General features: G+C 65.0%; 12 protein-coding genes and 1 pseudogene. 1 reads left to right on the top strand and 12 read right to left on the bottom strand.

Going from position 1 to position 14,124, the window contains the following annotated elements; all coding sequences use genetic code 11:
• Positions 1–60 precede the first annotated feature (60 nt).
• The 9 genes and pseudogenes from CAY53_RS12075 to CAY53_RS12035 form a co-directional block, all read right to left on the bottom strand.
• On the bottom strand, positions 61–1,113 hold the full coding sequence (locus CAY53_RS12075) for a glycosyltransferase family 9 protein (RefSeq protein ID WP_104937315.1): 1,053 nt from the start codon (positions 1,111–1,113) through the stop codon (positions 61–63).
• The gene (locus CAY53_RS12070) at positions 1,110–2,354 is read right to left on the bottom strand and encodes an O-antigen ligase family protein (RefSeq protein WP_104937314.1); all 1,245 of its coding nucleotides are present in this window, start codon (positions 2,352–2,354) and stop codon (positions 1,110–1,112) included. The genes CAY53_RS12075 and CAY53_RS12070 overlap by 4 nt, the downstream gene beginning before the upstream one ends.
• Positions 2,351–4,111, bottom strand: coding sequence for a lipid A export permease/ATP-binding protein MsbA (gene msbA / locus CAY53_RS12065; protein WP_104937313.1), 1,761 nt, complete (start codon positions 4,109–4,111; stop codon positions 2,351–2,353). The genes CAY53_RS12070 and msbA overlap by 4 nt, the downstream gene beginning before the upstream one ends.
• 63 nt (positions 4,112–4,174) lie before the next feature.
• A complete protein-coding gene (locus CAY53_RS12060; protein ID WP_104937312.1) occupies positions 4,175–6,409 on the bottom strand; it encodes a peptidase U32 family protein in 2,235 nt (744 codons plus the stop codon).
• Between the two features lie 20 nt (positions 6,410–6,429).
• Positions 6,430–7,869 (bottom strand): sensor histidine kinase, encoded by a 1,440-nt coding sequence (locus CAY53_RS12055; RefSeq protein ID WP_104937311.1) that lies wholly within the window; start codon positions 7,867–7,869, stop codon positions 6,430–6,432.
• 37 nt (positions 7,870–7,906) lie between these two features.
• Positions 7,907–8,443: a bifunctional pyr operon transcriptional regulator/uracil phosphoribosyltransferase PyrR gene (gene pyrR / locus CAY53_RS12050; protein ID WP_104937310.1), complete on the bottom strand. Its 537-nt coding sequence runs from the start codon at positions 8,441–8,443 to the stop codon at positions 7,907–7,909.
• Positions 8,422–9,021, bottom strand: a complete 600-nt coding sequence (purN, locus tag CAY53_RS12045) for a phosphoribosylglycinamide formyltransferase (protein ID WP_104937309.1) — start codon at positions 9,019–9,021, stop codon at positions 8,422–8,424. Before purN ends, pyrR begins: the two co-directional genes overlap by 22 nt.
• A 44-nt stretch (positions 9,022–9,065) precedes the next feature.
• Positions 9,066–9,641 (bottom strand): annotated as a pseudogene (locus tag CAY53_RS12040) (IMP cyclohydrolase); the annotation flags it as partial.
• Between the two features lie 8 nt (positions 9,642–9,649).
• Positions 9,650–10,042 (bottom strand): RNA-binding S4 domain-containing protein, encoded by a 393-nt coding sequence (locus CAY53_RS12035; protein ID WP_104937307.1) that lies wholly within the window; start codon positions 10,040–10,042, stop codon positions 9,650–9,652.
• Positions 10,043–10,220: 178 nt separating this feature from the next.
• On the opposite strand from CAY53_RS12035, the gene CAY53_RS12030 reads away from it, so the two are divergent.
• Positions 10,221–10,970 (top strand): GTP cyclohydrolase I FolE2, encoded by a 750-nt coding sequence (locus CAY53_RS12030; protein ID WP_104937306.1) that lies wholly within the window; start codon positions 10,221–10,223, stop codon positions 10,968–10,970.
• Here CAY53_RS12030 and CAY53_RS12025 read toward each other — a convergent pair.
• Genes CAY53_RS12025 through CAY53_RS12015 form a run of 3 tightly spaced genes read right to left on the bottom strand, consistent with a single transcriptional unit; the run spans position 10,965 to position 14,026 of the window.
• On the bottom strand, positions 10,965–12,404 hold the full coding sequence (locus tag CAY53_RS12025; RefSeq protein WP_181040472.1) for an aldehyde dehydrogenase family protein: 1,440 nt from the start codon (positions 12,402–12,404) through the stop codon (positions 10,965–10,967). The genes CAY53_RS12030 and CAY53_RS12025 overlap by 6 nt on opposite strands.
• Positions 12,405–12,418: 14 nt before the next feature.
• The gene (locus CAY53_RS12020) at positions 12,419–13,372 is read right to left on the bottom strand and encodes an AEC family transporter (RefSeq protein WP_104937304.1); all 954 of its coding nucleotides are present in this window, start codon (positions 13,370–13,372) and stop codon (positions 12,419–12,421) included.
• Between the two features lie 3 nt (positions 13,373–13,375).
• On the bottom strand, positions 13,376–14,026 hold the full coding sequence (locus CAY53_RS12015) for an adenylate/guanylate cyclase domain-containing protein (protein WP_104937303.1): 651 nt from the start codon (positions 14,024–14,026) through the stop codon (positions 13,376–13,378).
• Positions 14,027–14,124: the final 98 nt, after the last annotated feature.

Below are 14,124 nucleotides of genomic sequence, written 5' to 3'. Positions count from 1 at the left end.
CCCCGTTCATGCCGCTTCCGGCAGTGACGGGTAGATGCTCATTGCCAAGGCTGCTCCCGCTCAGGGCTCCAGCAATTCCCGGACAGCCCTTGTCACCATCGCCACGCTGATGCCCTGCATGCAGCGCTGATGCTCGCACAGGCGTCTGCGGCAGCGCAGGCAGGGGAGGCCCGCTGCCTGCAGCACCCGGCTTTTCGTGTGATAGGGCCCAACCCGCTCCGGATGGGTGGGGCCAAAGAGCGCCACCACCGGCACCGCGGCCAGCGCGGCCATGTGCATGGGGCCGGTATCCACCCCCACATACAGTCTTGCCCGCCTGATCAAGGCCGCAACCGCCACCAGATTCAGCCGGCCGGCCGCGATATGCGCCCTGGCCCGCATGCCTGCGGCAATGCGCTGCAGGTGCGGCAGATCGGCCGCCGAACCGCCAAACACGCACTGCAGCCCAATCGCCGGGAGCCGGTCCGCCAGCTCGGCCCAACGCTCCGGCAGCCATTCCTTGGAAGCCCAGCGGGCAGCCGGCTGGGCATAAACCCAGGGCTCCGAGGCCAGACCCTCGTTTTGCAGAAAGGCGCTGACCGCTGCCTCGGCCTCATCCGTGCTGGCCAGAAAGAAGTCTTCCTCCCGCACCGGAGCGCCCAGATGCGCGGCAAAGAGGCTGTTTTTGTCCACCGCATGCTCCATGCCGGCAGGAACCCGGATGCCTTCGTGCTGAAACAGGGTGTTCAGCTCCCGGGCATCGGCAAAGCCAATCCGCCGGCCGCCGGGATTCATCAGGGCCAAAAGGCCGCTTCTGAACGAGGCCTGCAAGTCCAGCACCACATCATAGGGCCGGCTGCGCAAGGCGGCCCGCAGGCCATGCATGGTGGCGAGCAGCGCGCGCAGGGCCTTGCCGTACACGCCCCTGCCGGCACCGGGAGCACTGGTGGCCGGAATGTGCATGGGATAGAGGCTGGCTATCGTGGGATCGGCTGCCAAAAGCGGCTGAAAGGCGCTGTCCACCACCCAGCCGATATGAGCGTCGGGCAGGCCGCGTTTCAGGGCATGGGCCAGGGGCAGGGTATGAACGATGTCGCCAAGGGAACTCGGCTTGACAATGAGGATGCGGGTCATACGGGCTCAGGCCCCGGGGCCACCTGCCGCGTCAGCCGCCGGCCCTCCGGGCGATCTTCCTTGTACAGGACAGCGGCAAAGAGGGAAAAGAGGATGCCGGTTTCATGGATCAACAGGTAGCTCTCGGTCAGCATGATCACCAAAAAGAACAGGGGGAAGGCCAGACGCAGCCTGCCCCACTCGTCCCCGCTTTTCAGGGCCAGATAAAACTGGGTCACAAAGAGGCCCAGCAGGGCCGCGAGCCCCAGGAGCCCGCCCTGCACCAGCGCGAGTATGTACTGACTGTGCGGGTTGCTGCTCGGCGGCATGTAGGGCGTGTAGGTTCTGTTGTGTTCGGCGTAGGCCGGGGCGAAGCCGCCGGTACCCACGCCCAGAAGCGGCGCATCACGGAAAATCTGCAGGGACTGCTGCCAGAAAAAGAGGCGCTGGCCCACCGAGGTCCGGGGATTGTGGTTGAAGATGGCAATCTCCTGCCTGGCCTGCTCGATTCGCCCTCTGAAGGTGGAGCTGATCTTGTAGGAAGCGCAGAACACGAGCACCGGCACCAGCACCAGGGCCAGTGCGGCCTTCCAGCGCGAGCCTTGAAAATACTGAAAAAAATACAGGCCCAGCAGGATCAGCACCGCCATCTGGCCGGTACGGCCATCGGTCATGAACATGCTGGTGAGCATCAGAATGGTCAACAGCACCAGGGCCGGGCGCATCCACCGCTGTCTGAGCCGGGTCCAGATCAGTTGGTGCAGCACCAGATAGATGGCCAGGGCCAGCATGGGATTGTAGACCACATGGTAGGTCTTTCGCGTGAGCTGCTCGGGGGGGACGCCGGTATACCGAATCAGGCCAAACCAGGCCAGGAAGGTGGAAAGCGTCATCAGGGCCATGCCCGCGATAAAGGCCCAGAGCACCAGCCGCCGCTGTTTCGGCCGGATGATCCCCAGAAAGAAGGGCATGAGCAGGATCTTCCACTGTTTGTGAATCCCGTTCAGGCTCTCCGCGAGCTGCTCGTTCCAGGTCAGGCCCGCGAGCAGAACCGCTACGTATGCCAGCACCGCCCGGCTCATGGGATTGGCCGCAATCTCGGCCAGCTTACGGCGGTAATCCCCTCCCAGGGCCCAGCCCAGCACGCAAAGCAGGGCAGCGATCGAGGTGGCTGTGGTGGAAATCGGCAGGCAAAAGGCCACCAGCACCAGCAGCCAGGAATTGAGGTGCCCCATGCACCGACGAAAATCTGCGCCGCTCATGGTCTGTCGGCAAACTGGAGATGGTAGAGGGTGCTGTACTCGCCGCCCAGAGCCAGCAACTCCTCATGTGTGCCCTCTTCCACCAGCTCGCCGTTTTTGAGCACCACGATGCGATGGGCATGAATGATGGTGGAGAGTCTGTGGGCAATGACAATGGTGGTCCGATTCTGCATGAGGTTGTCCAGCGCCCGCTGCACCTCGCGCTCCGACTCGGTATCCAGGGAGGAGGTCGCCTCGTCCAGAATCAGGATGGGGGCGTTCTTCAGAAGCGCCCGGGCAATGGAGAGCCGCTGCTGCTGGCCGCCGGAAAGCCGCACCCCGGCCTCGCCGATCACGGTGTCGAAGCCTCGCGGCAGGGCCTCGATAAAGTCCAGGGCATAGGCGGCACGGGCCGCTGCCCGCACCTCGGCCTCGGTGGAATCGCTGCGGCCATACATGATGTTGTTGCGCACCGTATCGTTGAAGAGAATGGTCTGCTGGGTCACCATGGCGAGCTGCCCGCGCAGGCTGTGCAGGGACAGCCGGCGAATGTCCTGGCCGTCAATCAGAATGGCGCCTGAGCTGACATCGTAAAAACGCGGCACCAGATTGCTCAGCGTGGTCTTGCCGCTGCCGCTCGGCCCGACCAGGGCCAGCACCTCGCCCCGCCGCACCTCCAGGTTGAGGTGGCGCAACACATCCGGATCACTGCCGTAATGAAAGCAGACGTCTGCAAAGCGGATGCTGTCCTGAAAAGGCGGCAGCACCTGCGCGGCTGCCTGCTCGCGGATATCCGGCCGCAGGTCCAGGAGTTCAAAGATGCGGGTCGCGGCAGCCATGCCCTGCTGAATGGTGGAGTTGATGCGGGTCACGCCCTTGACCGGCTCGTAGAGCATGATGAGCGCGGTCAGAAAGGACATGAAGGTGCCGGGCGTGGCATGGCCGTTCAGCACCTGCGTGCCGCCGAACCAGATGATCAGGGCTATGCCGACGCCGCCCATGAGTTCCACCACCGGATGGGCCAGACAGCGGTATTTGGCCTCCATCATAAGGATATCCATGATACGCTGCGTCTTGTCGGCAAAGCGCTTTTTTTCGTAGGCCTCGGTACAGAAGGCCTTGACGATGCGGATGCCCGCGATGGTCTCATGCAGCCGGTTGGTGGCTTCGCCAAGCTGGGTCTGGTAGTTGGTGCTCAGCCGGCGGAATTTCCGGCCAAAGAGCACAATGGGCACTCCGGCCGCGGGCAGGAAGAGGAGTGAGATGGTGGCCAGGCGCCAGTCCATGTAAAAGATGACGCCCAACAGCCCCAGCACGGAAAACAGGTCGCGCAGCAGATGGATCAGGGCATGGGAAACCGCGCCCTGCAGCATGCTGACATCGTTGATGATACGGGAGATCAGCTCGCCGGTGGGCGTGTTCTGGAAGTAGGAAAGCGACAGCTCGTGGATATGCGCATAGATCCGGTTGCGCAGGTCGCGAATGATACTCTGGCCCACACCCTCCAGGATAAAGGAATAGGCGAAATAGAACAGTCCCTTGACGAAGAAGACCAGCAGCAGCGCCAGGGGCAGCAGGTGCAGGAGCCGCGCGTCCTTGCGGTAAAAAATTTCATCCAGAAGCGGCTGCACCATCCAGGCCTGGAGGGCGTTGAAGATGCCCACCGCCACCATGGCCGCCATGGCAATGGCCAGCTTGCGGGAGTAGGGACCGAGCACCGTGCCCAGATGGCGCAGGGTGGGGTCATGCAGTTGGAGTGGGGCCTTGAATGTGAACATGCCTGTGGACTCCGGGGCGCTCCAGCGCCGGGCAGAAGGAATGGAAGAAACCTGTGTTTGTTGTTATGCGAGCAGGCCGTTGTAGTTGCCGGCAAGGTGCGGGGGCAGCTCGCCCTTGCCGCTCCACAGGGCCGTCACCAGTTGGGCCTCCTGTTTTGGGTGGCCGCAACTGAGATCGACCACCAGATAATCGAGCCCGCTGGTCAGGAGCCTGCGGCCATGGGCCAGGAGGGACAGGGGCTCTTTGGCAAAGAGGCTCACGCCATCCTCGCCGCTCTTCAGCGCATAGCGCTCGCCCCGGTGACTCTGCAGGGCGTAACGGCCCTGGAAGTGGGGCGATTGGGCCCGGGCGGTGAAGAGCGCCGGCCGGCCATAGACCAGGAGGCCCACAGCGCAGAGGTGGGTTGCCCGGGCGGCCAGGGCGGCATGCAGGGTCTCCCGGTCGCTTTCCAGCGAAAACTGCAGGCCCTTAAAGCCCAGCCCGGCCGCAGCGGCCAGGGCCTGATGGTTCAGCAGGTTGAAGGAGGCGTCGCCGAAGAGTTCCAGTTTCCCGGGCTGGGCAAAGAGCTGGACCTGGCCCGGATGTCCCAGTTGAAAGGACGTATAGCCTGCGGCCTGCAGACGGGCCAGATTGGCGCGCCAGGATTCCAGACTGGCCTCCTGCATGAGCGGCGGCAGGGCGAAGCTCAGTTTGGGGCCGCGCAGCAGGCGGCGTAGCTGGCCGGAGAGGGCCAGCTCCAGGTTCCCGGCGTTCAGGTCGAGCAGCACCCGGCTGACCGCAAAGGGCAGGCGCTCGCGCAGAGCCGTCAGCGTGGCGACTCTGAGCCACCACTGCGCCCTGGCTGCTGCCTTGGCGGGCCTGAACACAGCCGGTGGCCGCTCCGCCTGCGGTGGCATGAGCGCCTGGGCCCGGGCCTGGGCCAGACGGCGCAGCCTTTCGTCTTCCGCGCTGAATCTGGCCACCAACTGGGCCAGCTCCGGACTGGGCCGCTCCTTGCGGCCGCTGACGTCAACCCGGTAAAGCTTGCCGTGAAAAGGCGGCCTGAGGGCCAAAAGTGCTGCATCCTCCACGAGCATTTCCACGGTTGCCCCGGCCCCGGCCGCGGCGGATGATCGCCCGGCTGCCCTGAATTCGCGCAGGGTAAAGGCGATACGGGCATCGCTTCGTTCCTCGTGCAGGCGCAGACGATCACCGGAGCGCAGCGGCGCCTGCAGGCGGGCCAGCACCCGCACCAGCTTCCGGTTCCCGGAGCGCAGCGGCTTCAGGTCCAGCAGAGTGGCCACCGGCGTGCCGGTGTTGCCGGACTGCTCCGGGCTGATCAGCCTGGCGCTTTGGGCTGCGCCGGGCAGGAAAAAGCCGCTGCCGCTCCGGCGGCCCATGGCGGCGGCCAATGCGGCCCTGGCCTCGCTCAGCATCCCGGCGCGCCGCCGCTCGTCCGGCTCCGCCCGCGCATCCAGGGCCAGCCGATAGGCCCGCACCGTATGCGCCACATAGGCCACGGACTTCAGGCGGCCCTCGATCTTCAGACTGGCCACCCCGGCCCGGGCCAGCGCGTCGACTTGATCGACGGCCGAGAGGTCGTTCATGGAAAAAAGATAGCCCCCCTCCTGCGGCGGCCGTTCCCGGCCCCGCCCGGCCCCGCCGCGGCTGCCCCGGTCGCCTTTTTTGCCCTGCCCCGAGGCCAGCCACTGATAGCGCCTGCGGCAGGGCTGCACGCACTGGCCGCGCAGACTGGATCTGCCGCCGTGCAGGCTGGAAAAACGGCAGAGACCGGAATAGCTGAAGCACATCGCGCCGTGGATGAAGACCTCGATCGCCACGCCCAAACGGGCGGCCTGCCTGGCGACAAGGCCGATTTCAGCCAGCGAGAGTTCCCGGGCCAGCACCACCCGGCGACAGCCCAGGCCGGCCAGACAGGCCACGGCAGGGCTATTGTGGGCGGCCATCAGCGTGGAGGCATGCAGCGGCAATTCGGGAAAATGCCGGTGCGCCAGCGCCAGCAGCCCCAGATCCTGCACAATCAGCCCATCGGCCCGCAGCGCCGCCAGGCGGGCGAGCGTGGTCACGGCCGCCGGCAATTCCTGCTCCTTGACCAGGCTGTTCATGGCCAGATACACCTTCCTGCCGCGCTCGTGGGCCATGGCGATCATGGCGCCGATTTCGGCAAAGGAAAAATCACGGGCCAGGGCACGGGCGTTGCAGGCCGGCGCCCCGAGATACACGGCATCCGCACCAGCCGCCAGCGCGGCCTCGAAGGCAGGCACCGTGCCGGCCGGGGCAAGCAGTTCCGGAGTCATGGGCGGGTCACGGGGAAGGGTTAACAGCAGCGGTCGGGGCAATGCCCGTTCTTCTTCTGGCTGCAGGGCAGCGGCAGAATGAAATAGAAGTTGTTGCCCTCGGCAGTGGCCTCATAGCCCACCTTGCCGCCATGCATCTCCACCACGTGACGGATAAAGGACAGACCGTGGCCGCTGCCAGGCAGGGGGCCGTCGCCTTCGCCGCGGGCGCCCTCCAGAAAGAGACGGTTGCCCTCTTCCTCATCCAGGGTCGGGCCGGTGGTGAAGACGTTGAACTTGATGCCGTACTGGCCGGCCTTCGGGAAATTCTCCACCCGCTCCCGGCCATAGGCCATGGCCTTGCGGCACTGGCCCCGGTGATCGACGATCTCCCGCGTATATTTGGCGGCATTGGAGAAGAGATTGGCATAAACCTGGGCCAGCAGCCCGATGTCCACCATGATGGGCACTTCCTCCTGGTCCATGTTCATGGGCCTGTCCACGCTGATGTGGGCGGCCTTGAGCCGGGTCGCATAGTGCTCCAGCTGGGGAATGATGATGCTCTTCTCGATAAAGCAGCGCCTGGGCCGAAGCACCAGACGGCCCTGCTCGAAGTGCTCGCGCCGGAACAGGCTTTCGATAAAGAGCGCCATGTGGGCATGGTGCTTGACGATTTCCTGATAATCGTTCTTCAGGCTGCCCTCGATGTCCAGCAGTTGGGCGGCATGATGGCTGCACAGCGCGTCCTGCCCATCCCGGGCCGCCAGTTCCTCCAGTTGTTCGCGCATGAGCTGCAGGGCCGCAATGCGCTTTTTGAGCTGGCCAAAGAGGTGGCGGAAGTACATGTTGGGCACGATCACGTTGTGCTCGATGTCCGCGACCAGGGTATTGATGAAGGTCAGCCGGTCTGCGTTCTGCTGGGCCAGCAGGCGGTTGTCCAGATTGTAGGCGATGCGGTTGACATATTTGCCCAGGAAAAAACGGTCGTTCTCGTTCAGCCGGTCGTTGCAGCGGACCACAAACATGCCGAGGAGACGGAGGTCCCGGCCCTCCTGCTGCCGCCCGGCCACGCCGCCCTGAATGAGGCCGCCTTGGCTGGCGCTGTGGTGGCTGAAAATCGGCGCCACGAAGTGGCCGCTGTCGATATAGGAAATTTCCGAAAGGTACACCGGCCAGGCGGCGGGTTCCGGCCTGGGCAGCAGCCCGCAGTCGCAGGAGCAGACCAGTTCCAGGACGCCGTCCGGCTTGCGGCAGAGATAGAGATCGCAGGGAATGGCCGCCACGGTGAGCGGGACCGCCACGCAGATGCGATAGAAATCCTCCATCTGGTCGTATTCCTGGGACAGATCGAAGAAGGCCTTGAGAAAATCGTTATGGTCCGCCGAGAAGTTGTAGCGCTCGTAGTTCGCCATCTTCTCGTGAATGCGCTGGACAATGGCGTCCAGATCGGCGGGTATGGACGGAGTGGCAAGGGCAGGCATGGATGGATCCAAAGACAGGATTCGTGGAAAAGGCCGGTCAGGGGCCGGAAAGCTGTACCCGATCGCCCTGGCCGGATTCGGCCAGCAGCACGTCCACCCGCTCGCCCGGGCTGGCGCTCACGCTCATGCCCACATAGTCCGGCTGAATGGGCAGCTCGCGGCCGCCGCGGTCCACCAGCACGGCCAGTTGAATGGCAAGGGGCCGGCCGTAGTCCATGATGGCGTCCAGAGCGGCCCGGATGGTGCGGCCCGTAAAGAGGACGTCATCCACCAGAATCACCCGCCGTTCTTCCATAAGAAAGCCGATCTCCGACTTCTTCACCACCGGGTTCTGGGAAATCAGGCTCCAGTCGTCCCGGTACAGGGTGATGTCCAGGGTGCCGAAGGGCAGGCTGCTGTCCGGCTCCGTGGCCTCTATCCGCTCTTTCAGGCGCTGGGCCAAAAACACCCCGCCGGTATGCACCCCGATGATGGAGAGTTCGGAGAGTCTGGGATTGTGTTCCACAATCTCAAGGGCAATGCGGTTCAGGCTCCGTTCGATGTCAGAGCTCGTCATGATGATTTTTGCAGGCATTCTGTGCTCCTGTTCCAGAAATAGTCCACGCCCCGCCGGTCCACCAGATTGATGGCCTGGGGATAGGCCTCGCATTCCTTCGCAAAGACCCGGGCCGCAATGTCGTCCGGGCTGTCGCCCTCCTCCAGGGCCACGCAGCGCTGCAGCACAATCGGCCCGGCGTCATAGCGCTCGTTCGCAAAATGCACGGTGCAGCCGCTGACCGTGCAGCCCCGGGCCTTGACCGCCTCGTGGACACGGTGGCCGTAAAAGCCGGGACCGCAGAAGGAGGGGATGAGCGCGGGATGGATATTGAGCACTGAACGGGCCAGTCCGGCCGGCGGCGTGTAGAGCTTCAGGTAGCCGGCCAGCACGATCAGCGTCGGGTCGTAGTTTGCGAGGATCTCGTTGATGGCTGCATTGTTCTTCGCCACAAAGGCCGGGTAGCCGTAGTTTCTGGCCTTTGTCAAACCCAGGGCCCTCTCGCTGCTGGAAACCACCACCAGAATCTTGGCATGCAGGCTTCCGGCCTGGATGCAGTGGTGGAAATTGTCCAGTGTTCTGCCGCTGCCCGAAAGCAGCACCGCGAGTTTCTGCATGGTCAATCCCTGCAGCCGGGCAGGCTTGCCGGGTCAAGCCTGTCCAGCCATTGGCCGATGGCCGCATCATAGGCGCTGGTCAGGGCAAAGACCTTGCGCGCCAGCCTGAAGCGCGTCTCCAGTTCGGTATGGCCCTTGTCCTTCAGCTCGGCCAGAACCTGCGGGTAATCCGCCGGGTCCACGATAACGGTCACGTCGTGAAAATTCTTGGCCGCCGCACGCAGCAGCGTGGGCCCGCCAATGTCGATATGCTCGACCGCATTGTCCAGGGTGCAGGCCGGATCGGCCACGGTTTCCCGAAAGGCATAGAGATTGACCGCCACAATGTCGATCGGCAGAATGCCGTTGTCCAGGCACTGGCGCTGGTGTTCGGCATTGTCCCGCCGGAACAGGATGCCGCCGTGCACCTTTGGATGCAGGGTCTTGACCCGGCCGTCCAGCATTTCAGGAAAACCTGTGAAATCGGAAATCTCTACCACCCGCAAGCCGGCAGCTCTCAGCACCCCCGCGGTACCGCCGGTCGAGAGCAGTTCTATCCCCAGCCCGGCCAGGGCGCCGGCAAATGCCGCGCAGCCATCTTTATCCGTCAGACTGATAAGCGCGCGTTCCGCCTTTTGCATGCTATGCCTCACTCTTTTTTCAAAAATTGCCGGATCTTCCGGCGTTGATGCTTCTCCGGCCTGGTGGCGGGCCGGAAAGCGCCGCCGCCCGCCAGCCGTCTGGCCTCCTGCTCCGCTTCGCGCCGGGCCACGGATTCGGGAGTTTCCTCGTACAAAAGCCGGGCGACCGCCGCAGGTCCGCGCTGCCCGGCAAGCGCCAGCACCCGCACCCCATAGACCGCAAAGCCGACCCGGATGCCCAGCAGATCGCCCGGCTGCACCATTTTCGCCGGCTTGACATGCTGGCCAAAGACCGTCACATGCCCGGCCGCGACCGCCCTGGCCGCCAGCGAGCGTGTTTTGAAAAAACGGGCCGCCCAGAGCCACCTGTCTATGCGCACAGCATCCGCAAGCGTCTTCATGGGCAGTACAATACCGTAACTTTGCCGCAACGCAAAACAGAAAGCGGCCGGGCAGCCATTATCTGGCCGGCCTCAGGCCGATTCCGGCTCTTTTTGCCCGGCCCAGCCAAAAAAGGGAGCTTGCCGGACCGGGAAAAAACGGCTAAAGCCTGCGTCACATCCACCAGGCGAGGCCCCCATGTTCAGCGTTGGCATTGCAGATTTCACCTGTCCGGTGCGCATCCCGGAAAAAAGCGGCGGCATCCAGCAGACCGTGGCCAGCATCGGTCTGTGGGCCGAACTTGAAGCCGCCTGCCCCGGCGCGCCGGCAGCAACTCCGGCGGCTCTCATCCGGGACCTGCTGGCAGAACGGCTGCCGGACATCCACAGCGGCATCTTTCCGGAGCTTCTGGCCGCAGTGCGGGCCCGGCTCGGGGCCAGAAGCGCCCGCATAGCCATGCGCTTTCCCTACTTCATCCGCAAAACCGCGCCGGCAAGCGGCACGGAGAGCCTCATGGAGTATCGCGGCGCCTTTGCCGCCGGCAGCGATGCCGAAACAGGCGAGCCGGAGCTGACGGTACTCGTCCCGGTAACCACGCTCTGCCCCTGCTCAAAGGCGATCAGCCGCTTCGGGGCGCACAACCAGCGGGCTGCCGTGCGGCTTGCCGTGCAGCCCAGAGCGCTCGTCTGGCTGGAGGATCTGATCGCCCTGGTCGAATCCTGCGGCTCCAGCCAGGTCTACACGCTGTTGAAGCGGCCGGACGAAAAATTCGTCACCGAATGGGCCTACGAGCACCCCATGTTCGTGGAGGACGTGGCCCGCATGGTGGCGCAAAAGGCGGCGGCCCATCCGGACATCCACCGCTTTTCGGTGGCGGTCGAGAGCTTCGAGTCCATTCACAGGCACAATGCCTTTGCCCTGGTGGACAGCGACAGCATGGGCCTATAGCCCCAGATGCAGGGTTTTGATTTCCAGAAATTCGTCGATGCCGAAATGCCCGCCCTCGCGGCCAAAGCCAGACTGCTTGACCCCGCCAAAGGGCGTGGCCTCGGCAGACATGCGGCCGGTGTTGACGCCCACCATGCCGAATGCCAGCCTCTCCGCCACCCGCTGCACCCGGGCCACATCGCGGCTGTAGAAATAGGCGGCTAGGCCGTAGATCGTGGCATTGGCCAGTCGCAGGGCCTCGGCCTCATCCCTGAAGGTGAGGACCGGCAGCAGCGGGCCAAAGGTTTCTTCCCGGGCGACCAGCATATCGGGCCTGGCCTGCACGAGCAGGGTGGGCGCAAAAAAATGGTCGGCATTGCCGGGCACCGTCAGCCGGCCGCCGCCGCAGGCCAGACTGGCGCCCCTGGCCAGGGCGTCGGCCACATGGCGCTCCACCTTGGCCATGGCCGCCTCATCGATGAGCGGCCCCAGATCGACCCCCGCATCGAAGCCGTTGCCGGTTTTGAGGGCGGAAACAGCCGGAACCAGGCGGGCGCAAAATTCCTCTGCAATGCTCTCCTGCAGCAGGAGCCGGTTGGCGGAGACGCAGGTCTGGCCGCTGTTCCTGAACTTGCAGGCCAGCACGCCGGCAAGGGCCGCATCCATATCCGCATCCGCAAACACGATAAAGGGCGCGTGGCCGCCCAGCTCCAGAGACAGGCGCTTGACCGTGGCCGCACTCGCGCGCATGAGCAGCCTGCCCACCTCGGTCGAGCCGGTAAAGCTGAGGCCGCGCACCAGTGGACTTTCGGTGAGGACCTGCCCGATCTCCTGGGCATCACCCACGAGCACCTGGAAAACCTCTGCCGGACCGCCCGCCTCCTGCCAGAGCGCCGCAAGCGCCAGGGCCGAAAGCGGCGTCTGGCTGGCCGGCTTGACCAGAACCGGGCAACCGGCTGCCAGTGCGGGCGCTATCTTGCGCAGGAGCGTGGAACAGGGGAAATTCCAGGGCGTGATGGCTGCCGCCACACCCAGGGCCTCCTTTTGCACCAGAATCCGACGCCCCGCATCCAGCCGCCACTCCTGGCCGTACACCCGCCGGGCCTCCTCCGCATACCAGCGCACATACTCCAGACCATGCTCCACCTCGCCCTTTGCCTCGGGCACGGGTTTGCCCTGCTCGGCGGTCATAATCACGGCCAGATCGTCCACGTTTTCGGCGATCAGATCGGCATAGGCGTGCAAGAGCCGGGAGCGTGCGGCAGGACCCAGTTTCTTCCAGGCCAACAGGGCGCGATCTGCCACCAGAATCGCGGCCCGCACCGCCTCCGCTCCCACAGCCGGCGCCCGGCACAGCACCGCGCCGCTGGCCGGATCCACGACCGGCAGACCGGAATCCACCACGTGGGCGCAGGTCTGCAAAAGCTCCGGGCGCTTGAGACGGGAGGCCAGAATTTCATGCAGGATAATCATGACAGCACAAAGTGTTGCACGCACCAGATGGCCGTGCTGATGGTTATAAAGGAGGCGCTGGTCCCCAGCAGCACCGTAGCCGAACAGAAGACTTCCAGCCCGTATTTGGCGCCGAAAAGCGGATAGATGCTGAACATGGGCATGCTGGCGTAGAGAATCGCCGCGGCCCGCATTTCAGGCGACAGCGGCAGGTGCAGGGCCAGGAGCCCGACAAGGAAGGGGTGCAGGATCAGCTTGACCCCGGCAATCAGGCCGATGTCGCCGCATGAGCCGCAGGCACGCAGGGTGGCGAGGCTGCCGCCCAGCGTGCCGCCAATGGCAAAGAGCGCGGTCGGCGCGGCCACCCGACCCAGCATGTCCAGCAGGCGCAGGACCGGGTCGGGCGCCTGCACGTGCAGCAGGGACAGGGCAAGACCAATGCAGATCGCCAGAATCACCGGATTGCCTGCCAGCGAGCGGCCGATATCCAGCAAGAGCGCCCACAGGCCGCGGCGCTGCCGCCCGCCCAAATCCGTCAACAGCAGGGCCAGCGGCAGGACCAGAATGTCTTCGGCCACCAGGCTCAGGGCCAGCGCCACCGGCGCAGCCCCTCCCACAACCTGCGCCACGATGGGCAGGCCGAGGAAGGCCTTGTTGGACACCGAAACGCCCATGGCCCGAATGGCGCTCTGCTGCAGGCCCAGGCGCCGGGGGCCCAGCGCCAGACCCAGCACCAGCAGAAAGGCCAGGAGGGTGCCGCCGGCACTGGCCAACAGATAGTCGGCCCGGAAGATTTCCGCCGGCGCGCGCTGCGAGATGGTAGACACCAGGAGCGCCGGCAGGGCCACATGGATGACAAAACGGCCCAACACACTCATGTCGGCCCGCTGAAACAGCCCCAGCCGCACGCAGCAGAAGCCCAGACCCATGAGGGCGAAAATCGGGCCGGTGACGGCAAAAATGGTGCACATGTTTCAACCCTGCCGCAGGCGGAAGAGCGTGATCCGCGCGCTCATGCCCCGTGGCTGGACAGCGCCCAGGGCCTCGGCGGCAATGGCTGCGTCCACCTCCGCCCGGACTGCGGCGGTGCAGTAAACGCCACCCTCCGCCGCTTCGGCCGCGAGCCGCTGCGCCACATTGACCGGCACGCCCAGGGCCGTGAAGTCGTAACGGCCGCCGCCGCCCACATTGCCCAGAAAAATCGCGCCGCAGCTCAGGCCCACGGCCAGATCCAGCGCGGCAAAGGCAGCCCGGCATCCGGCGGCAGACGCCGCCTGCCAGCGGCTGCGGAGCTGCAAAAAATCCTCATGCAGGCGCAGTGCGGCCAGGGCTGCCGGGCCGGGCCGCTGAAAACCCGCCAGCGCGCCGTCGCCCACAAACTTGTTGACCATGCCGCCCCGCGCCTCCACGCTGTCCACGAAGAGCTGCATAAAATCACCCAGAAAACGGCGCAGCGCCAGCAGTTCCATCTGCTCGGCCAGACGGGAAAAATGGCGCATATCGGCAAACAGCACACAGGCCTGCCGCACCGCGCCCAGGCGGGCCGGCTCCGGGCAGGCGCAGGTCTGGGCCGCGGCTTCAGCCCCCAGATAGCGTGCCAATATGCCTTCTGTCCCTTTCTCCATCGCTCGCTCGTTCCGCCTGTCCGGACATTAAAAAATGCGGCAAACCACACGAAATGCTGTAAAATACCACGGCCGCCGGCCCCCCGCAAGCAGGGGGC

It is taken from the genome of Desulfobulbus oralis (assembly GCF_002952055.1).
GTDB classification, from domain to species: domain Bacteria; phylum Desulfobacterota; class Desulfobulbia; order Desulfobulbales; family Desulfobulbaceae; genus Desulfobulbus; species Desulfobulbus oralis.
This window is presented reverse-complemented; position numbering and strand designations above follow the sequence as displayed.